This window comes from Streptomyces prunicolor NBRC 13075 (assembly GCF_000367365.1).
Lineage (GTDB): Bacteria > Actinomycetota > Actinomycetes > Streptomycetales > Streptomycetaceae > Streptomyces > Streptomyces prunicolor.
In genome coordinates this window covers 177,546-198,317 of sequence record NZ_BARF01000059.1, presented here as the reverse complement: position 1 = coordinate 198,317, position 20,772 = coordinate 177,546, and the positions used below count along the sequence as shown (strand labels likewise).

The window sequence follows — 20,772 nt, the reverse complement described above, 5'->3', positions numbered from 1 at the left end:
GGGACGCACCATGCGTTGGAAAGCCCTGCTCAAAACCAGCCCCCGGAGTACCGCCTCGCTCACAACCGACCCGCACAAGACCACCTCGCTCAAAACGGTCTTGCTCCGAACTGCCCTGATCTGTCTGCTCGTTGCGCCACTGTCGCTCGTGGCGACCGGTTCGGCGGCAGCGGCCAGCCCGGTCTCCCTGACGAGCGGCTTCTACTCGAACCCCGACTCCGGCCCGGCCGTCTGGGTCCGCAACAACCCCTCCGACTCCCGTGCCGCACGCATCCAGTCGGCCATCTCCTCCCAGCCGATCGCCCGTTGGTTCGCCAACGAGAGCGCGGGGATCGGACCGGCCGTGTCCGGTTACGTCGGCGCGGCCGACAGCCACGACAAGCTGCCGGTCCTGGTCGCGTACAACATCCCGGGCCGGGACGCGTGCGGCGGCGAGTCGTCCGGCGGCGCGGGCAGCGTGGCCGCCTACCGCACCTGGATCTCCACCTTCGCGGCAGCCGTCGGCACCCACCCCGCCGTCGTCGTCATCGAGCCGGACGCCCTGTCGGACTTCAGCTGCCTGACCAGCGCACAGATCACCGACCGCCTCGCGATGCTCTCCTACGCCACCCAGATGTTCCAGCAGAAGGCACCCAACACCTGGGCCTACCTGGACGCGGGCCACACCAACTGGGTCGCCCCGGCGACCATGGCGAGCCGACTGAACTCCGCGGGCGTGGCCAACATCCGCGGCTTCTCCCTGAACGTCTCGAACTTCTACACCACCCCGTCCTCGGAGACCTACGGCAACTCGATCAACTCGGCGCTCGGCGGCACCTCCCACTTCGCCGTCGACACCAGCCGCAACGGCAACGGCTCCAACGGCGAATGGTGCAACCCGGCCGGACGCAAACTCGGTGTCACCCCGCGCGTGGGCGGCGCCGAGGACCTGCTGCTGTGGGTCAAGACACCGGGCAACTCCGACGGGCAGTGCGGCATCGCACCGACGGTGCCCGCCGGACAGTTCAGTCCCGATCTCGCCGTCCGGCTCATCGACGGCACATGATCCCGGTGTGGGGCGCGGGCCCCTGACAGCCCGCGTCCCACACCGTCCCGCTCATCAACTCGGCGGCTCCAGACGGACATTGTCCTGGGTGCCGTCTGGCCAGCTGACAGACGCGAGGGCGGTGCCGTCACCGTCGTAACAGACCTCAAGTCGTACGGCTTCGGCGGCACCCGGCCCCTCGACCACCCCGGAGAGACAGACCAACGCGGCGTAGACCGTGCCCAGTTGGACCTCCGCCGTGGTGGCGAGCCAGGGTGTCGCCGAGTGCGACCCGAAGGCGTTGGCGTCGCGTGCGGTGGCGACGCCCGCCTCGTCGAAACCGCGCAGTCCAACCACCGTGCTGGACAGGCCGGTCGGGCTGCGCGTCCATGCGGCCGGCTGCGGCTCCAGGTGCATGCTCGGCGGTTCGGCGGCGGCCAGACAGTAGCCGCCGAGGCGCAACCGCAGCGGTTCCTGGACCGAGCCGTCGACGCGCGTGAGGCGCACCTCCAGCGGGCCGTTCAGCAGGGACGCCGTCGTGATCCATGGACCTGTACGGAACTCGGGCGCGGGATCGTGGGCGTACGGGGCGGGCACCGGGCCGACCGGCCAGTGCGCGCGATGGCGGGAGACGGCCGTGCGCACGCCGACGTGCAGGCGGGTCAACGGGCGCCGGTGGGACGGCCGTTCGTCGGCGTCGAGCAGCGCGATGTGCGAGTCGAGCGGGTCGTTCAGGTTCGCCTCCGTGCTGTCGGGCGCGGCGTGGGAGGCATAGGCGAGGCGGCTGTACACCGGATCGTCCGCCTCGGGGGCGGTGCCGTCACCGAAGGCGTGGTCGCTGCCGTGGTTGACGACGCGTAGGATCCCGTCCGCCGCCGTGCCGGAGACCAGCCACCCCGGGGCGGTCAACGTCCGCCGTACGTCCCGGGTTTCGATCGGCGACGCCTCCTCCTTCTCCGACCAGACCGGATGCTGGGGCGACAGCACCAGCCCGGCGAAGCCCTTGCTCGACCAGTACGGCGAGCCGGGCCCCGAGTACGGCTGCCGGATGGCGGTGAACTCCCCGTGCCAGCCCAGTGGTTGGAGCCCGCGCTCGTCGAAGCAGCCGGCGTCGGTGAAGTGCCGTAGGACTCCGCTCGCGAGGCGGCGGGTACGGCCCGCCGGCAGGGGAGTGGCGTCGAAGACGGCGCCCGCCCACAGCGGGCAGAGCGTCGCGTAGCGGTACGTGAGGGAGCGGCCCTGGTACAGCGGGGCGCCGTCGGCCGCCACCAGGTGCTGGGCATCGTCCAAGTAGCGGCGCAGCCGGGCCCGGTAGCGGGGGAGGAGGGCGGGGTCGGCGTCGGCGCCGGAGATGCGGCAGTACCAGAGTGGGTAGTAGTGCATGGCCCAGCCCGAGTAGTGGTCGAAGTGGCGCAACGGGCCGCCGGTGCCGCCTCCGTCGGAGTACCAGCCCTCGCCCGCGTACCAGGACTCGGTGCGCGCGATCGCGTGGTCGATGTCGGGCGCGCTCCACGGGGCGCCGACCGAGCGCAGGAACGCCGATGTGATCGCCCTGAACCAGACCCAGTTGTTGTCGGGGACCTCACTGCCGAGCAGGTCCGTCATCCAGGCGACGATCCGTTGCCGTACGGCGTCGTCCAGCCGGTCCCAGATCCAGGGCCGGGTCTCGTGCAGCGCGATCGCCACCGACGCGCACTCCACCTTGGCCTGCCCGCACTCGCGCATGCTCGGCCAGTGGTCCGGGGAGTGCGGGTCGGTGCCGGCGGTCAGGCCCTCGGCGTACCAACTGGCGTGGTCGTACGGGTCGTTGTCGCCGGACTGGGCCAGGCGGAAGCCGGCGAGGAGGAAGGTGCGCGCGAAGCCTTCGAGGCCGTCGCTGTGCCGGCCGTTGCGGCTGGCGGGGCCGGGGAGGTGGAGCAGGGCGTGCCGGTCGGTGGCGTACGGGCGGACGGCGGTCAACTGCGCGTCGGCCAGCGCCTCCCAGTGTGTGCGCGTCCAGCCGGTGTACGGGGAGAGGAGCCGGTCCTCCGGTATCAACTGTCCACCTTTCCAAGGGTGTTGAGGCGGGCCGGGGGCGCCACCGACTGCCGTACGACGACGTGCGAGCCGAGCACCACCCGGCGGCTCGGCGGGTCCATGGGGCGGCGGTGCAGGGCGAGCCGGGTCGCGGAGCGGCCGAGCTCCTGCTGGGGGACGTGCACGGTGGTCAGCCGGGGGTAGAGGTCCTCGGCGAGCGGGATGTCGTCGAAGCCGACCACGGAGAGCTCGTCGGGGACCGAGCGGCCCAGGTCGCGGGCGGCGGCGATGGCACCGGCCGCGCTCATGTCGCTCGCGCAGAAGATCGCGGTCGCGTCGGTGTCGGTGAGGAGACGGCAGGCCGCCTCGTAGCCGGACTCCCGGGTCATGTCGCTCTCGGCGACGAGCGCCGGGTCGGGCTTGACGCCGTGTGCGCGCAGCGCCCGTTCGTACCCTTCGAGGCGCTGGCCCGCCACGCTGAACTCGTGCGGGCCCGCCAGGTGGGCCACCCGGGTGTGCCCGGCGGAGAGCAGATGGCTGGTGGCGGCGAACGCGCCGCTCTCCATGTCGCACTCCACCACGTCCACCGGCGCCTTCGCGCCGCCCTTCCACGGCCGGGCGCAGAGCACCAGACGGGAACCTGCCCGCTCCAACCCCTCGGCGGCGGCGGTGAGTTGGGCGAGATGCTCCTCGGTCTCGGCCATGCCGCCGACCAGGATGATCGCCTCCGCACCCCGCTGACGCATCAGCTCGATCACCGACAACTCGCGCTCCGGGACACCCTGCGTGGAACAGACCAGGCAGACCCGGCCGTCGGCGACGGCCTGCTCCTCCACTCCGGAGGCGACGTTCATGAAGAACGGCGAGGTGATGTCGTTGACCACCATCGCGATCAGTCCCGAAGTCGTGTTCAGGGAGCGGGCGTTGGCGTTGACCACGTAGTCGAGGTCCTGCACGGCCTGCATGACCCGGTCGTGCGTCGCCGGAGGTGCGGTGTACGCCCCGCTGAGAATCCGCGACACGGTGGCGACGGAAACGCCCGCGCGCGACGCCACGTCACGGATCGTCGCCCGACCTGCGGAACCCCGACCTTGAGCCATGCTCTGCTTCTCCTCGCCCCGGTGAACAGCCGATGTAAGTAACAACGATGAAAAAGTTACACAACTGGCGAGGGTTTCTCTACGGCCCGGGTGCAGCTACCTGTCGGAGTTTCCCCAGCATTGTCAAACCTCTTGACGGCTGTGAGTCGCCCCCATAACGTCCCAGTTCCTGTAACCGGTTAAGTGAACGTTACATGCCTCGGAGGAACACCAGATGACTTCGTCGAACGTCTCCAGACGCGGCCTCCTGCGCACCGCCGCACTCGGCGCCGGCACCCTCGCCCTGGGCGGCGGCCTGAGCGCGTGCGGCTCCGGCTCCCCCTCCTCGGCGGCGGACGCGCTCACCTACTGGGACTGGTACGTCACCCAAGCCCCTTGGGTGGACAAGGAGATCGAGCTCTTCGAGAAGGCCCACAGCGACGTCAGCGTCAAGAAGACCACCCAACAGAACGCCAAGTACCCGGACTTGGTCGCGCTCGCCAACCGCAGCGGCAACCCGCCGGACGTCTTCATGATCCCGCAGGTCCCCAGCGTCGCCGAGCAGGTCGCCAAGGGCTGGCTGCACCCGCTCGACGAGTGGGCGACCCCGGCATGGCAGGCGCGTTTCCCGGAGGGCACCTTCCTGGAAGGCGCCAACGTCTTTGGCGGCAAGGTCTATTCGGCCCCGCTCAAGGGCTCGGGTCCGCAGCTCCAGCTCTACGTCCACCACGGCGTCTTCAAGTCCGCCGGCCTGACGAACCCGGACGGGAGCGTGAAGCTGCCCCGCACCTGGGACGAAGTCACCAGCGCCGCCCAGACGATCACGAAGAAGAGCGGCGGCAAGTCGTACGGCTTCGGCTTCGGCAACGCCGACGGCATCGGCGTCCTCGCCTGGTGGCTGGACCTGTTCGTCCGCGGCGCCGGCGCACCCGGCGGCGCCCCCACCGTGCCCGGCACCGGCATGGACTACCGCGTCGGCAAGTGGACGTTCGGCACCGACCGGGCGTACGCCGACTTCCTGGAGCTGTTCGTCGAATGGAAGAAGCGCGGCTTCTTCCACCCCAACTCCGTGAGCCTGTCCGACGAAGCGGCCCGCGCGTTCTTCGAGCGCGGCAAGTTCGGCATGACCGTCGGCGGTGTGTGGAACCAACCCGAGTGGACCCAGCACAAGTTCACCGACTACAGCCTGGTCACCCTGCCCTCGCCGACCGCGACACCGAAGGGCTACTACTACGCCGACCCGGTCGGCAACGGCACCTTCGCCGCGGTCTCCGCCAAGAGCAAGAAGGCGCACGAGGCGTTCCAGTGGCTCGACGCGCTGACGTCCCCCGCCGCCGGGCGCCGCTGGGTCGAGGACCTCAACGGCGTCTCGGCCCACCCCGCGAACAACAACCCGGACGGCATCGACTCCAAGCCCTTCGCCGCCTTCATCGGCATGACCGAGCAGGTGCTGAGCGGCCCGGTACCCCTCGTACGCAACCCGGAGCTGGCCGGCGTCGCGCCCAGCGTCCCCAAGCCGGACATCAGCGATGTGGTCACCGGCGTCTACACCGGTCAGATCAAGGACGTCCAGGGCGCGTTGAGCAGCCTGGCCGACAAGAAGTACCAGCTCCTGTCCGACGCGGTCGCCGCCGTGGCCAAGCAGGGCAAGAAGGTCAGCATGTCCGACTACGTCTTCGCGGACTGGGACCCCACCAAGCCGTACACCACGAAGAAGAAGGCGTGAGCCGTCACCATGTCACTCCTCGACACCCGCGAGCGCAAGCGAGCGTCCCCGACCCCACCACGCGCCGCCGCCCACCCCGGCCTCGGCCAGCGCATCCGCGCCGCCAAGTGGTCGTACCTCTATCTCGCCCCGATGGCCGTGCTCCTGCTGGCCTTTGTGGTCTACCCGATCTTCGCGTCCTTCGGCTACACCTTCTACCGCTGGAACGGCATCGGCGCACCCGGTGACTACGTGGGCCTGGCCAACTTCCGGCAGATCCTGCACGACAGCATCTTCTGGGGCGCCGTCGGGCACACCTTCGTCTACGCCTTCGTGCTCGTCCCGGTGCAGCTGCTTCTGGCGTTGGCGCTCGCGCTGGTGCTGAACAACCCGAAGCTCAAGTTCGCGCTGTTCTTCCGGACCGTCTACTTCATCCCGGTCGTCACCTCGGCCGCGGTCGTCGGCGTCGTCATCCAGCTCATGCTCGCCAACTTCGGTGATTCCGCGGGCAGTCTGCTCGCCAAGACCGGCATGACCAACGGCCACATCGACTGGCTCGGCAACCCGCACACCGCGCTGGCCGTGATCATCGCGATCGGCATCTGGCACACCCTCGGCTACAACCTCGTGTACTTCCTCGCCGGACTCCAGACCATCCCGGCCGAGTTGTACGAAGCGGCGAAGCTCGACGGCTGCGGCCCGGTGCAGTCCTTCTTCCGGATCACCATCCCGTTGCTGCGCCAAGTCGGCGTCGTCATCGTGGTGTTGGCCTTCATCGGCAGCTTCCAGGTCTTCGACCTGGTACAGGTCCTCACCGGCGGCGGCCCGTACTTCGCCACCGAGGTCGTCAACACCTACATCTACCACCTGGCCTTCGGCGGCTCCGCCGGCGCCGCCGCCGAGCCCGACATCGGCCTGGCCTCCGCCGCCTCGTTCCTCTACGGGCTGCTGCTCATAGTCTTCTCCGCGCTCCAGGTCCTCGCCCTGCGCGGGATCAGCCGCCGGCGCGCGGCCGCCGACCAATAAGCCAGCCGATCAACGGCCGCCAACCAGCAAAGGGTCACGTCGATGTCCACACTGTCCCAACGTCCGCGCCCGCGAACGCGGTTGAGCCTGCGCCAGGGCCGGCGCGGACTGCTCTATCTCGCGCTGCTCGGTGGCGGCCTCATCTGGCTCTACCCGTTCCTGTGGGCGCTCGGCAGCTCACTGAAGAGCACCGACGGCTTCTTCTCCGGCGGGCTGAACCCGATCCCGTCCGAGTTCCACTGGTCCAACTACAGCGAAGCCTGGACCCAGGCGGACTTCAGCCGGTTCTTCGTCAACACGGTCCTGTTCGCGACCGGTACGGTCATCGTCACCCTGCTCGCCACCTCGATGGCCGGCTACGTCCTGGCCCGCACCGAGTTCCCCGGCAAGAAGATCTGGCTGGGCCTGGTCGGGGTAACGCTGTTCCTGCCGCACGGCTACACGATCATCCCGGTCTTCGACCTGATCCAGCGGCTCCATCTCCTCAACACCCTCTGGTCGGTGGTCATCGTCCAGTCGGCGGGCGGGATGGTCTTCGGCACCTTCCTCTTCATGGGCTACTTCACGACGATCGACCGGGGGTTGGAGGACGCGGCCCGCGTGGACGGGGCCAACTTCCACCAGATCTTCTGGCGGATCATGCTCCCGCTGTCCGGACCGATGCTGGCGACCGTCGGCCTGTTCGCCTGCATCAACGCCTGGAACAGCTTCTTCATCCCGCTGGTCTTCACCCTCTCCCGCCCCGAACTGCACACCCTGTCCGTGGGCATGTTCAACTTCATCGGCCAGAACTCCACCGCGTGGACCCTGGTGTGCGCGGGGTCGGTCATCACCCTGCTGCCCATCGTCCTGATCTTCATCGTGCTCCAGCGGTTCTTCATCAACGGGCTGGCGGGCGCGGTCAAGCAGTAACGAGGAGCGGCCGTCGAGGAGTTGAGGGCAGCGGCCGACGGATCATCCGCCGCCGTCAAGGTCCTTCCGCTGCCGCAGTACCCGCAGTTCGTCACCGACGATCTCCATCTCGTACAGCTTGCCGCGCGCGTTCTCGAACGGCCGGTGCAGGATCATCATCAACCGGCCCTCGAACGTGTGGAACAGCATGCCGTGACCGCTGTCGTTCCGGACCAGCGGTCGCTGCTGCCGCCAAGGACCCTTGATCTCCCCGGACTTGGAGACCGCGTAGGTCTGCACGTAGCCACCGGTGAGGCTGCCGTCCGCGCCGACCACGTTCTTCTCGTACGTCGACCACAGCATGAGCAGCGACCCGTCCGGGGTGCGGTACAACTGCGGGCCGTCCGTGACGTAGGGCGGGAGTTGGTGCGGTACACCGGCGGGGATCTCCTCGCCGATCCAGGGCGCGTCCGAGGCCTTGAAGAGAAAGACCGGGTCGCCGATCGTCCCGGTCAGGTCCGGGGTCAGCCGGATCGCCTCCATCGTGCCGTCGACGGTCTGCAACCACTCGTGCGCGTACACCATCCACGGCTGCCCGGACGGGTCGACGAACAGCGTGCCGTCCAGGGTCATGAGGTGCTCGGGCGGGGTGGGGCGCGCGGGGTCGACCGAAGTGAAGGGGCCCAGCAGGGATTCGGACACGGCCGTGATCGTGCCGCGCCGGTGGTTCGCGAGCTGGAACGGCGTGCCCCAGCGGCCAGTTGAGGGCACCGGGAGCGGGCTCTTCTCGTCGTGCAGTGTGGTGAACAGGTAGTACCTGCCGTCCCAAGCGTGCACCTCCGGCGCCCAACCGCCGTCCCCTGCCCAGAGGTTGGGCTGCTCCGCCGCAAGGAACACCACCACCGGACGCGCCCAGTCGCGCAGGTCACGACTGCGGTAGACCATCGTGCCGACACCCTGCACGCCTGAGACGGACGGGTCGTTGGACGTGTAGAGGTGATAGGTGCGGGTCGCGTCGTCGGCCACGACGAACGGATCGTGCAACGGCATGTCGGCAAGCCGCATCGGCTCGCTCACGGGATCGGTCGCCATAGTGTCACCGTAGGGCCCGCAAACCCCGTGCGCATCACAGCTGTTGAGGGAAAAACGCTTGGACCACGCGGGTGTCGACGCGGGACACTGCCACTTCCGGCCTGCCCTTTCACCGGGCTGCCGTCGACACCACGGGGTGGGAATGGGATCGCCAGAATCGCGCGACACCGGACCGCGCAAAGGCTCGGTGTTACTCGCTCTTCGTTACTACGGACGGGAATTGGCCCGGCTCCGCCGCTGGACCGCGCCCGCCACACTGCTGCCCGCGGTGGGCAACATCGGCATCAACTACATCGCGCCGCTGATCGTCGCCAAGCTCGTCGGCCGTATCGCCGGAGACGCGCACATCAGCGTCCGCTCGACACTGCCGTACGTCCTCGGATTCGCCGGTGTCCTCCTGCTCGCCGAGGTGTTCTGGCGCCTCGGACTGCACTGTCTGAACCGGCTGGACGCGCTCGGTATCGAGCACCTGTATGTGATCGGCATGGACGAACTCTTCGCCAAGGACGCCGCGTTCTTCCACGACAACTTCGCCGGGTCGCTCACCAAGCGGGTGTTGAGCTTCGCCTCGCGCTTCGAGGAGTTCGTCGACACGATGACGTTCCAGGTGGTGGGCAGCCTGGTGCCGCTGCTGTTCGGCTCGGTCGTGCTGTGGCGCTACGAACCGCTGCTCGTCGTAGGCCTGTTGGCGATGATCGCGCTCACCGCCCTGGTCGTCGCGCCCCTCATCCGGCGCCGCCAGGCACTCGTCGACGAGCGCGAGGAGGCCATCGCCCGGGTGTCCGGCCATGTCGCCGACAGCCTGATGAACATGGACACGGTCCGCGCGTTCGCCGCCGAGGAACGCGAGGCCGCCGAACACCGCTCCCGCGTCGCACTGTCGAGGCGCCTCACCCTGCGCTCCTGGGACTACGGCAACCTGCGCATCGACACCCTGGTCGCACCACTCTCCGTGTTCACCAACGCGCTGGGCCTGCTGCTCGCCGTCGCACTCGGCGGAGGAACACACGGCGTGGAGGCGGTGGTTGTCGCCTTCACGTACTACAGCAACGCGACCCGGATCATGTTCGAGTTCAACCAGATCTACCGGCGGCTGGAAAGCTCGATGACCGAAGCCGCCCAGTTCACCGAGCTGTTGATGGCTCCGCCCACCGTCGTCGACCCGGCCTCGCCGGAGCCGTTGCTGCCCCGGCCCGCGTCCGTCCGCTTCGAGAACGTCACCTTCGCCCACTCGGGCGCCGACACCCTCTTCGACGGACTCGACCTGACCGTGCCCAGCGGCACGAAGATCGGCCTCGTCGGCCGGTCCGGCGGCGGCAAGACCACCCTCAGCAGACTCCTGCTGCGGATGACGGACATCGACGCCGGCCGCATCCTGATCGGCGGCCAGGACATCAGCAGGCTCCGCCAGACCGACCTGCGCAGCCTGATCGCCTACGTACCGCAGGACCCGGCGATGTTCCACCGCACCCTGCGCGAGAACCTCACCTTCGCCCGGCCCGACGCCACCGAGGCCGAGGTCCGCCGGGCCGCCGAGGCGGCGCACGTCACCGAGTTCGCCGACGCGCTGCCGGAAGGCTTCGAGACGATGGTGGGGGAGCGCGGGATCAAGCTCTCCGGTGGCCAGCGCCAACGCGTCGCGCTCGCCCGGGCGATCCTGCGCGACGCCCCGATCCTGCTGCTCGACGAGGCCACCAGCGCCCTCGACTCCGAGAGCGAGATCCTCGTCCAGGAAGCGCTGTGGCGGCTCATGGAGGGCCGGACCGCACTCGTCGTCGCCCACCGGCTGAGCACCGTCGCCGGCATGGACCGGCTGGTCGTCCTCGACCGCGGCCGGATCGTCGAACAGGGCACGCACCAGGAGCTGTTGGCGGCCGAGGGCGCTTACGCGAAGCTGTGGCAGCACCAGTCGGGCGGGTTCCTCGACGAGAGCCCCGAGCAGGCCGCCGACCTGCACTGACAGCCCGAACACCGGCCGAAGTCCCGGGACTTGAACCATCGGGCTCCCGGGTCTTCGGCCATACCTGGTGGACAACCGGTTTCTAGTCGACCACGTTCCAGTGCCGTCTCGTCGAGGTTACCCAGTCTTTTCGAAAGTTCGCCCAAGGTCTTGACGCCGTTTCCAAGCCGGAAGAAGCTCTGCCCCAACGCGTGACAACCGGTTTCTATTGGAGGTGGTGCGGTCATGCACCCACGTGCTGGTGCGCCTCTGAGTCGCCGACGATTTCTCGCCCTCTCGGCGACCGGTGCGGGGGTCGGCGCGGCGGCGCTGAACGGCTGCGCCCTCCAGGTGTCGACCGGGGTGAGCGGAGCGGGCGAGACCATCACGGTGATGGCGAAGGCCGACGACCTCGGCCCCGACCTGGTCAAGCAGGCCAAGAAGGACACCGGTATCTCGATCAAGCGGGTGGACTACGACATCACCAAGCTGATCGCGATGCTCACCAGCGGCAGCCCGCCGGACCTGGTGCGCGGGGTCGGCGCCGTGGACGCCACGTTCTACGCCGCGCGGGACGTGATGCAGGAACTGGACTCCTACTTCGCCACCAGCAGCGTTCTGCGGCCCGACGACCTCGACCCCGTCAACGACCTGTGGCGCTACGACGGCAAGGTCCAGGGCAAGGGCCCCCGCTACGGCCTGGCCAAGGACTTCTCCCAGGACTCCATGTACTGGTACAACACCGCGGCCTTCGACAAGAAGCACGTCGCCTACCCGTCGGAGACCGAACCCATCACCTTCGAGGAGTGGCTGGACCATGCCCAGCACCTCGTACAGCGTTCGAAGGGCCAGACGACCGTCTTCGGCGGCAGCTACAACGGCCTGGTCAAACTCACGCTCATGGCGACCATGACCGCCTCCGCCGGCGGCAGCCTCTTCGCCGACGACTTCACCAGGGTCGACTTCACCACCCCCGAGGCCCGCAAGGTGCTGGCCTGGTACCTGGACTACTGCCGGCTCAAGGTCGGCCCCAGCCCCGTCCTGCCCGACCCCAACGGCTGGGACGGCCCCACCTACCAGGCCGGCCGCATGGCCATGTCCAACAACGGCTACTGGATGGGCGGCATGATCGGCGCCGACAAGAAACTGGCCGAGGTCTCCCGGCTCGCCCCCGCTCCCGTCTTCGCGGGTGGCCCCCGGATCAGCGCCTGCCAGGGCGGCACCGGCATGTGGATGCCCCGCAAGGCGAGGAACAAGGACGCCGCCTGGCGGGTCTTCGAATGGTTCTTCGGCGAGGCACCGGCCAAGGCCCGCGCCTCCAGCGGCTGGGGCATCCCCAGCCTGAAGTCCCTGCGATCCCTGATGCCCCATCAGGAGGACTTCCAGAAACGGACGTTGAGCGCACAGCGGAACGAGCTGAAGCACTTCTCGGTGGTCGCCGTCTCCCCGTACATCTCGGGCGACGGCTTCGAGTCCCTCTTCAACCAGGCCGCCACGCCCGCGATGCACGGCGAGATGTCCGTCGACCGGCTCGCCGGACGCCTCAACTCGGTCATCAACCAGCAGATCAAACGCGGGAAGGAGCAGGTGGGATGACGGTCGATCAGGCATCCTCGCCGGCCGTCGGACGGCCGCGCCCGACCGCGAAGACCGGCCGGACCCGGTCCACCGCGCGCACCGGGCCGTCCATGACGACCCGCAAGCACCGCGCGTTCTACATGTTCGCCTCGCCGTGGATCATCGGCTTCTCGCTGCTGACCATCGCGCCCATGGCCTACGCGCTGTGGCTGAGCTTCACCACCTACGACGGCATCTCCCCGCACTGGCACTACGTCGGCCTCGGCAACTACCGCGAGCTGATGGGCGATTCGGTCACCTGGGACGCCCTGGGCCGGGCCGGCCTGTTCGCGCTGACCTCCGTGCCGCTGTCGATCATCGCCGGACTCGCGCTCGCCGTCCTCGTCAACCGGCCCCTCAAGGCACGCGGACTCTTCCGCACCCTGCTCTATCTGCCCGCCGTGGTACCGCCGGTGGGCGCGGGCATCGCCTTCAAGAACCTCTTCGACCAGAACTCCGGTGCCGCCAACGGCGCGTTGACCTTCTTCGGCTTCGACGCGATCGGCTGGCTGGCCGATCCCTACGCCCGCTACGTCCTCGTCATGACGGTGCTCTGGGCGGCCGGCAACATCATGATCATCTCGCTGGCGGGGCTCCAGGACGTCCCCCGCGAACTCCACGAGGCGGCCCGCATCGACGGGGCGAGCGCCTGGCGCACCTTCCGCAGCATCACCGTGCCGCTGCTGTCGCCGGTGCTGCTCTTCCAGACCGTGACCGGGGTGATCGCCTCGGTGCAGACCATCATGCCGATGCTGCTCGCGCCCACGGCCGGTACCGGCGGCCTCACCTCGATCCCGCAGTCCAACTACACCTACATGATCCATGTGTTCGCGGAGTACTTCGCGCTCGGCCGCTACGGCTACGCCTCCGCGCTGCTGTGGGTGCTCTTCCTCCTGATCCTCATCGCGACCGGACTCATCTTCAAGTTCACCTCGGGCGTGGTGTTCTACAACGTCGACCCGGAGGCGCAGAAGTGACCGCCACCAGCGTGCACCCCAAGTCCCCGGCCCGCGTGCGGATACGCGTCAACCGGCTCGTCCTCTACACGGCGCTCGTCGTCATCACCGGCCTGTTCCTCGGCCCGTTCGGCTGGCTGATCCTCACCGGCCTCAAAGCCCCGGCCGAGCTGGCGGCAGCGCCGGTGCACTGGCTGCCGACACACTTCGAGTGGCGCAACTTCGTCGCCGCCTACAGGGCCATCGACTTCCTCGGCTACGCCCGCAACTCCCTGATCATCGCGACCATTTACGCGACCCTCGTCACCCTCAGCTCCGCCTGGGTCGGCTTCGGTTTCGCCCGGCTGACCGCGCCCGGCAAGAAGGTGCTGTTCGGCATCCTCATCGGCTCGATGATGCTGCCCCAGATGATCACCCTGCTGCCGACCTACCTGATCTTCGCCAAGTTCGGCATGGTCGACACTTACTGGCCGTGGGTGCTGTGGGGCCTGTCCTCCGCCCCCTATCTGGTCTTCCTCTTCCGGCAGTTCTTCGCGGGCCTGCCCCGCGAGCTGGAGGAGGCGGCCATCGTCGACGGCTGCGGATACGGCGCGATCTTCTGGCGGATCTTCCTGCCGCAGTCCTGGCCGGTGCTCTCGGCGAGCTTCGTCATCGCCTTCACCTGGACCTGGGGCGACTACATCGCGCCCCAACTCCTGCTCTCCACCGACCACTCCACCCTCGCGGTCGCGGTGATGACCACCTACGTCTCGGCGGCCGGCACCCCCAACACCAACCTCCAGGCCGCCGCCTCCGTGATGTACGTCGTTCCCATCCTCCTGATCTTCCTCGTCGCCCAGCGCGGGTTCGTCGCCGGGATGTCGACGAGCGGCCTCAAATAGGCCCGACCAGCGGCCTCAAGTAAGCCCAGGTTTCCGTCTGTTGCAAGGAGTCGCACCATGAACACACCCCTGTCCCGCCGTACGGCCCTCCAGGCGGTCGGCGCCACCGCGCTCGCCGCCGGTCTCTCCGGACTGACCGCGACGGCGGCCCACGCCTCCGACGGCCACAACTCCCGCCCCAAGCTGGTCACTTACCCGCGTCCGGCGACCATGCCGACCAACACCAGCTTCCAGGTGCGGGTCCGCAGCACCCCCGACGGCACCTGGCAGACCCTCGACATCTACCGGCCGCAGTTCGAGGAGATCAACGCCACCACCGGGTCGGGCAAGGTCTACAACTCGTCGATGGTGTACTTCGACTTCAACGGCTCGGTCGAGATCGAGGTGACCTACCTCAAGGGCGGCACCACCAAGGCCAGGGTGAGACCGGACTCGTACGGCATCACGCCCGAACTCCTCGGCGACACCCTGCGGTTCACCCTGGACGAGCCGAAGGACGTCGTCGTACAGATCAACGACGAGACCTTCGACGCCCTGCACCTCATCACCAACCGCGTCGAGTACCACACCCCGTCCGCCGACGACCCGAACGTCCTCTACTTCGGCCCCGGCGTCCACACCGTCACCGGCAACATCCTCACCGTCCCCAGCGGCAAGACCGTCTACCTCGCGGGCGGCGCCGTCCTGACCGCACAGGTCTACTTCAAGGACGTGGAAAAGTCCCGCCTGATCGGACACGGGGTGCTCTACAACAACCCCGGCGGCGCCATCCTCTGCGAAGGCAGCAAGAACATCCGCGTCGAGGACGTCATCATCCTCAACCCGGCCGGATACGCGGGCACGTTCGGCGAGAGCAAGAACGTCCACATCACCAAAGCACGCGCGTTCAGCTCGAAGGGCAACGGCGACGGCTTCGACGTCTTCTCCTCGACCGGGATCACCTTCGACGGCTGCTTCATGCGCAACTCCGATGACTGCATCGCCATTTACTGCCACCGCTGGGACTACTACGGCGACACCCGCGACATCACCGTCAAGAACTGCACCCTGTGGGCGGACGTCGCCCACCCGATCAACGTCGGCACGCACGGCAACACCGACGCGCCCGAGACGATCGAGAACCTCGTCATCAAGAACATCGACATCCTCGACCACCGCGAACCCCAGATGAACTACCAGGGCTGCATCGCCCTCAACCCCGGCGACTCCAACCTGATCAAGAGCGTCCGCATCGAGGACGTACGGATCGAGGACTTCCGCTGGGGCCAGGTCATCTACATGAAGGTCATGTACAACACGAAGTACAACACCTCGGTCGGCCGCGGCATCGAGGACGTGTACGTCAAGAACCTCAGCTACACGGGCACCCGCGCCAATCCCTCCCTCTTCCTCGGCTACGACGCCGAACACGCCATCAACAACGTCACGTTCGAGAACCTGGTGATCAATGGGCTGGTTGTCGCCGACTCGATGAAGAAGCCGAGCTGGTTCTACACCACCGACGAGATTCAATGGTTCTACAACGAGCACGTCACCAACCTGAAGTTCCTCACCACCGCCGAGGCCGAGGCGGCTGCCGCGTCATGAGGAAGCGCTCCGCTGGAAGGGCGGGGAGGGGCCGTCGGTTGGCTGCGGCTCCGTCGTGGCTGGTCGCGCCGTTCCCCGCGCCCCTTCAGGGGGTTGGCGAACCGGCGTCTACTAGTCCGGTTTCGCCTAGCCGCCGAGGTTTCCTCGGCGGCGCCGCCGCCCTCCTGCTGGCCTCGGGCGCGAGCGGGCTGCTTGTGCCCGGCCGGGCGGTGGCGTCCGGCAACGACTCCGAGGTGACCTTCTCCCACCCCGGGCTGCTGCATACGGCCGACGACCTCGCCCGCATGAAGGCTGCCGTCGCCGCCAAGCAATCCCCGGTCTACGACGGCTACTTGGCGCTCGCCGCCCACGCGCGCTCCTCGTCGTCGTACGCCGTACAGAACACCGGCCAGATCACCACCTGGGGCCGCGGGCCCGCCAACTACCAGAACCAGGCCGTCGCCGACTCGGCCGCCGCCTACCAGAACGCCCTCATCTGGTCCGTCACCGGCGACACCGCGCACGCCGACAAGGCCCGCGACATCCTCAACGCGTGGGCCGCCTCGCTCACCGCCATCACCGGAGCCGACGGCCCCCTCGGCGCGGGCCTCCAGGCCTTCAAGTTCGCCAACGCCGCCGAACTCCTCCGCCACAGCGGCTACGACGGCTGGACCGCCGCCGACATCGCCCGCTGCGAGGACTCCTTCCTCCGCGTCTGGTACCCGGCCCTGTCCTGCTACATGCTCTACGCCAACGGCAACTGGGACCTGACGTCCCTTCAATCCCTGCTGGCCATAGGTGTGTTCTGCGAGGAACCCACCCTCTTCTACGACGCGCTCCGCTTCTCCGCGGCCGGCGCCGGCAACGGCAGCGTCCGCCACCGCATCGTCACCGACGCGGGCCAGGGCCAGGAGAGCGGCCGGGACCAGGGTCACGAACAGCTCGCGGTCGGCCTGTTGGCGGACGCCGCGCAGGTCGCCTGGAACCAGGGCATCGACCTCTGGGGCTTCGACGACAATCGCATCCTCGCCAACGTCGAGTACGCCGCCCGCTACAACCTCGGCGGTGACGTCCCCTTCGTCCCCGACCTGGACCGCACCGGCAAGTACATCAAGCTGGCTGTCTCGGCCACTTCGCGCGGCAGCCTTCCACCTATCTACGAGATGGCGTACGCGCATTACGCCGGTGTGCGCGGCCTCGACACCCCGTACACGAAGAACGCCGTCTTCCGCGGCACCGGCGGCACCCGGATCGTCGAGGGCAGCAACGACGACCTGCCGAGCTGGGGCACCTTCGCCTACGCCGGTGCCACGGCCCCCTCACCGACCGTGCCGACACCACCGGCCGGTGTCACGGCAGTGGGCAACGACCGCTCGGTGACGGTGACTTGGCTGCCGTCGACCTGGGCCGACTCGTACACGGTCCTGCGGGCGACCGACGTGGACGGCCGCTACGAGAAGATCGCGTCCGGGGTGAGGCAGCCGACGTACACGGACCGTAACGTGCACGCCGGACGGACGTACTACTACACGGTGGCTGCCTCCAACAGCCTTGGCAGCAGCGGTAGTTCGACATGGTCGGCAGCTGCCGCCGGTCTCCCCGACCTCTGGTCGACCCAGGACGTCGGAGCCGTGAAGATCCCCGGCTCCGCCGCCTTCGACGGTGAACGCTTCGTCCTGGAGGCGAGCGGCACGGCCGACACCCACCGCCTCGTCCACCTCCCACTGCGCGGCGACGGCACGGTCACCGCACGGATCGTGTGGCCGCTCAGCTCGCAGTACTCCAAGATCGGCGTCACCGTCCGAGCGTCCCTCGACGCGAACGCGGCGCACGCCTCGATGCTGATCCAGGGCCTGCCGCTGCACACGTGGAGCGGGGTGTGGACGGCACGCGGGTCGACCGGCGCGCAGATCTCCGCCACCGGCAGCACACCCGTACCGCCCTCCCAGCAGCAGGCGATCACGACGTCGGCCGCCTTCCCGATCTCCAACCTCGGCACCCTTCCCGAGTCGGCGACCCCGCTGGAGGCGCCGTACGTCGAGGGCGCGGGCGACGGCTACCGGCTGCGGAAGCCCTACTGGGTACGCGTGACCCGGAAGGGCGCGCGCTGCACCGGCGCCATCTCCCCGGACGGCATCCACTGGACCGAAGTCGGCACCACCGAGGTCGAGTTGGGCCGCACCGTGTACGCGGGCCTCGCCCTCACCTCCTGCCTCGGCGTCGACGAGGACTACGCCGAGGCCGGTACCGGCGCTTTCGACAACGTCAGCGTGACCTCCTCGTCCGGCACGGTCTGGTGCGTACCCCGCCCCGCCCGCACCGCCACCGACCTACGGGCCGAAACCGGCGTCGACGCAGTCGAGTTGACCTGGACCGACCCGGGCCTGTCCGCCGAGTACACGGTGCTGCGCGCCGCGCGGACCGGGGGACCGTACAAGACCCTCGCCACCCACGTCGGCCCGGTCGGCTTCGGCACCCGCATCCGGTACACCGATGCGACGGGGACGCCCGGAACGACGTACCACTACACGGTCGCGAAGACCAACGCCGGTGGACGCGGGCCGCGTTCGACACCGGCGCAGGCCGTGATGCCGACTCCGGCGCAGCCCCAACTCACCTCCGCCACCGCCGCGTTCACCAACCAGGGCGCGGCCTTCCGGTATCTGCCGCGCGCCTCGCACGAGCCCGTACGGTTCACGGCGGACGGACTGCCCGGCGGCCTTCGCATCGACCGGAGCACCGGCCTGATCTCCGGAACCCCCACGGAGACAGGCGAGTTCACGGTCGCGACGACCGCCGCCAACGCCTCCGGGACCGCGACCGGCACCCTCGCGCTCACGGTCGGCGCCGCGCCGCCATCGCCGTGGACGTACGGCGATCTCGGCGACACCGTGCTCGACGACCGTGCCTTCGGGACGCTGGGCGTGGTGGCGATCACCATGCCGGGCAGCACGTCGTACGACGCCGGCACCTTCACCGTGCGGGGCGCGGGCGTCGACCTGAACGCCAACGGCCAAGGAATGACAGGGCAGTTCGTACGGCGGCCGGTCAGCGGTGACTGTGAGGTCGTCGCGCGGATCGTCTCCCGTAGTGGCGTGACCACCGACCGGGTCGGGCTGCTCATGGCGAAGTCGCTGTCGCCGTTCGACCAGGCCGCCGGAGTGATCGTGACCGGCGGGACCAGTGCCCAGCTCATGCTCCGCAAGACCGTGGCCGGTGCCTCCGCCTTCACCGGCGGAGCCGCTGTCACCCTCCCCGCCCTGCTGCGGCTGAAGCGCGTCGGGACCGCCTTCAGCGTGGCGCTGTCCACCGATGACGGTGTCACCTGGACCCCCCTCGCCGACGGAGAGATCCCCGGCTTCGGTGACGCCCCCTACTACGTCGGGCTGGTGGGCTGCTCGCGCAGCCAACTGGTCCGCTGCACCGCCGAGTTCGACGAGGTGAGCATCACGCCCACCTGATCCTTCATGGATTGGAGATGCACCGCAATGAGCCGCACGTCCCCCCACGAGCACCTCCGTAGAACAGAGTTGAGCCGCCGCGGTCTGTTGAAGACCGCCGGTGGACTCACCGCAGCCGTCGCCCTCGGCGGCGCCACCGTGGCCACCGCCGCGCACGCGGCCCCGGCCACGTTCACCCACCCCGGCATGCTCCACAACGCCGGAGACATCAACCGGGCCAAGGTCAGGGTCGCGGCGGGAACCGACCCCTGGCTGTCCGGCTGGAACAGGCTGACAGCCAACTCCCACTCCCAGTCGACCTGGACGAACCGGGCCACCGCCACCATCATCCGCGGCGGCGACGGCCAGAACTACAGCCTGCTCTACAACGACATCGCCGCCGCCTACCAGAACGCCCTGCGCTGGAAGGTCGGCGGCACCGAGGCGAACGCCGTGTGCGCCGCGAACATCCTCAACGCCTGGTCGTCGACGCTGACTTCGGTCACCGGCAACGCCGACCGGTTCCTCGCGGGCGGCCTCTACGGCTGGCAGTTCGCCAACGCCTGCGAGCTGATGCGGGACTACAGCGGCTTCAATCTCGCCGCCGCCCAGCAGATGCTGGCCAACGTCTTCTACCCGCTCAACAACAGCTTCCTGACCAACCACAACGACGCCTGCATCACCAACTACTGGGCCAACTGGGACCTGTGCAACATGGCCTCGATCCTGGCCATCGCGATCCTCAACGAGGACAGCGCCAAGTACGACCAGGCCGTCAGCTACTTCAAGTCCGGTGCGGGCAACGGGTCCATCGCGCATACCGTGCCGTATCTGTACACCGACTCGGACGGCTACGCGCTGGGCCAGTGGCAGGAGTCCGGACGCGACCAGGGCCACACCGTCCTGGGCATGGGCCAGATGGGCGCGATCTGCGAGATGGCCTGGAACCAGGGCGACGACCTCTACTCGTACGACAGCCGTCGCTTCATGAAGGCCGCCCAGTACGTCGCGAAGTACAACAGCGGCAGCGACGTGCCCTTCACCACCTACACCTGGGGCACCGGGCAGAGCTGCGCCCAGTCGTCCCAGACGGTCGTGTCCTCCGCCTCGCGCGGCCAGATCCGGCCCGTGTGGGCGATGCTCCACTTCCACTACAACCGGCGGATCGGCCTCGACGACAAGTACATCTCGGCCATGTACTACAACCTCGTCGCGCCCGAGGGCGGGGGAGGTGACTACGGCTCCGACAGCGGCGGCTACGACCAGCTCGGCTTCGGCACCCTGATGTACGCCAAGTAGCAGCACGGCGCGTCCACGGGTCGGGCATCGGTGCCCGACCCGTGGACGCCCTCTTGACCCCGGGCGACAGCGGATCGACACTCCAGTAGGGAATCCTAGTGAACAGGTAGGGAAACAATGGGGCGCCTTGAGTCGGTCATCACCAGCCGCGTGGACCGTTCGCCTCTTCTGACCTCCCGCCGTCACATCGACCTGCTGCGGGTCTGCAGCGCGATCAGCCCCCTGCGCTGAGCCCCCGTCC

At 68.6% G+C, this 20,772-nt stretch carries 15 protein-coding genes; 12 read left to right on the top strand and 3 right to left on the bottom strand.

Going from position 1 to position 20,772, the window contains the following annotated elements; genetic code table 11:
* Positions 1–10: 10 nt before the first annotated feature.
* Complete coding sequence (locus SPR02S_RS27005) at positions 11–1,045, top strand: glycoside hydrolase family 6 protein (RefSeq protein ID WP_019060136.1); 1,035 nt, start codon at positions 11–13, stop codon at positions 1,043–1,045.
* Positions 1,046–1,099: 54 nt separating this feature from the next.
* Here SPR02S_RS27005 and SPR02S_RS27000 read toward each other — a convergent pair whose 3' ends face one another.
* Positions 1,100–3,061 (bottom strand): DUF2264 domain-containing protein, encoded by a 1,962-nt coding sequence (locus SPR02S_RS27000; RefSeq protein ID WP_019060135.1) that lies wholly within the window; start codon positions 3,059–3,061, stop codon positions 1,100–1,102.
* On the bottom strand, positions 3,058–4,095 hold the full coding sequence (locus SPR02S_RS26995; RefSeq protein ID WP_019060134.1) for a LacI family DNA-binding transcriptional regulator: 1,038 nt from the start codon (positions 4,093–4,095) through the stop codon (positions 3,058–3,060). The genes SPR02S_RS27000 and SPR02S_RS26995 overlap by 4 nt, the downstream gene beginning before the upstream one ends.
* Before the next feature lie 259 nt (positions 4,096–4,354).
* On the opposite strand from SPR02S_RS26995, the gene SPR02S_RS26990 reads away from it, so the two are divergent.
* The 3 genes from SPR02S_RS26990 to SPR02S_RS26980 are packed head-to-tail and all read left to right on the top strand — an operon-like array spanning position 4,355 to position 7,762.
* Positions 4,355–5,845, top strand: a complete 1,491-nt coding sequence (locus SPR02S_RS26990) for an ABC transporter substrate-binding protein (protein ID WP_019060133.1) — start codon at positions 4,355–4,357, stop codon at positions 5,843–5,845.
* Positions 5,846–5,854: 9 nt separating this feature from the next.
* Positions 5,855–6,850, top strand: a complete 996-nt coding sequence (locus SPR02S_RS26985; protein ID WP_019060132.1) for a carbohydrate ABC transporter permease — start codon at positions 5,855–5,857, stop codon at positions 6,848–6,850.
* A 42-nt stretch (positions 6,851–6,892) separates the two neighbouring features.
* Positions 6,893–7,762, top strand: a complete 870-nt coding sequence (locus SPR02S_RS26980) for a carbohydrate ABC transporter permease (RefSeq protein ID WP_052347051.1) — start codon at positions 6,893–6,895, stop codon at positions 7,760–7,762.
* Positions 7,763–7,804: 42 nt separating this feature from the next.
* Here SPR02S_RS26980 and SPR02S_RS26975 read toward each other — a convergent pair whose 3' ends face one another.
* Complete coding sequence (locus SPR02S_RS26975; RefSeq protein WP_019060130.1) at positions 7,805–8,833, bottom strand: glycoside hydrolase family 43 protein; 1,029 nt, start codon at positions 8,831–8,833, stop codon at positions 7,805–7,807.
* A 142-nt stretch (positions 8,834–8,975) separates the two neighbouring features.
* Between SPR02S_RS26975 and SPR02S_RS26970 the strand changes: the two genes are divergently transcribed.
* The 8 genes from SPR02S_RS26970 to SPR02S_RS66195 all read left to right on the top strand — a co-directional run bounded on the left by SPR02S_RS26970 (position 8,976) and on the right by SPR02S_RS66195 (position 20,762).
* On the top strand, positions 8,976–10,793 hold the full coding sequence (locus SPR02S_RS26970; RefSeq protein WP_078623005.1) for an ABC transporter ATP-binding protein: 1,818 nt from the start codon (positions 8,976–8,978) through the stop codon (positions 10,791–10,793).
* Between the two features lie 225 nt (positions 10,794–11,018).
* Entirely contained in the window at positions 11,019–12,368 is a 1,350-nt protein-coding gene (locus SPR02S_RS26965) for an extracellular solute-binding protein (protein ID WP_026150893.1), read from the top strand.
* Positions 12,365–13,366, top strand: a complete 1,002-nt coding sequence (locus SPR02S_RS26960; RefSeq protein ID WP_019060127.1) for a carbohydrate ABC transporter permease — start codon at positions 12,365–12,367, stop codon at positions 13,364–13,366. Before SPR02S_RS26965 ends, SPR02S_RS26960 begins: the two co-directional genes overlap by 4 nt.
* Positions 13,363–14,226, top strand: coding sequence for a carbohydrate ABC transporter permease (locus tag SPR02S_RS26955; RefSeq protein ID WP_019060126.1), 864 nt, complete (start codon positions 13,363–13,365; stop codon positions 14,224–14,226). Before SPR02S_RS26960 ends, SPR02S_RS26955 begins: the two co-directional genes overlap by 4 nt.
* A 57-nt stretch (positions 14,227–14,283) precedes the next feature.
* Positions 14,284–15,813 (top strand): glycosyl hydrolase family 28 protein, encoded by a 1,530-nt coding sequence (locus SPR02S_RS26950; RefSeq protein WP_019060125.1) that lies wholly within the window; start codon positions 14,284–14,286, stop codon positions 15,811–15,813.
* 167 nt (positions 15,814–15,980) lie between these two features.
* On the top strand, positions 15,981–19,253 hold the full coding sequence (locus SPR02S_RS26945; RefSeq protein WP_373283337.1) for an alginate lyase family protein: 3,273 nt from the start codon (positions 15,981–15,983) through the stop codon (positions 19,251–19,253).
* Between the two features lie 27 nt (positions 19,254–19,280).
* Positions 19,281–20,531: an alginate lyase family protein gene (locus tag SPR02S_RS26940; protein WP_026150892.1), complete on the top strand. Its 1,251-nt coding sequence runs from the start codon at positions 19,281–19,283 to the stop codon at positions 20,529–20,531.
* Positions 20,532–20,648: 117 nt separating this feature from the next.
* Complete coding sequence (locus tag SPR02S_RS66195) at positions 20,649–20,762, top strand: putative leader peptide (RefSeq protein ID WP_019060122.1); 114 nt, start codon at positions 20,649–20,651, stop codon at positions 20,760–20,762.
* The last annotated feature ends 10 nt before the right edge of the window (positions 20,763–20,772 follow it).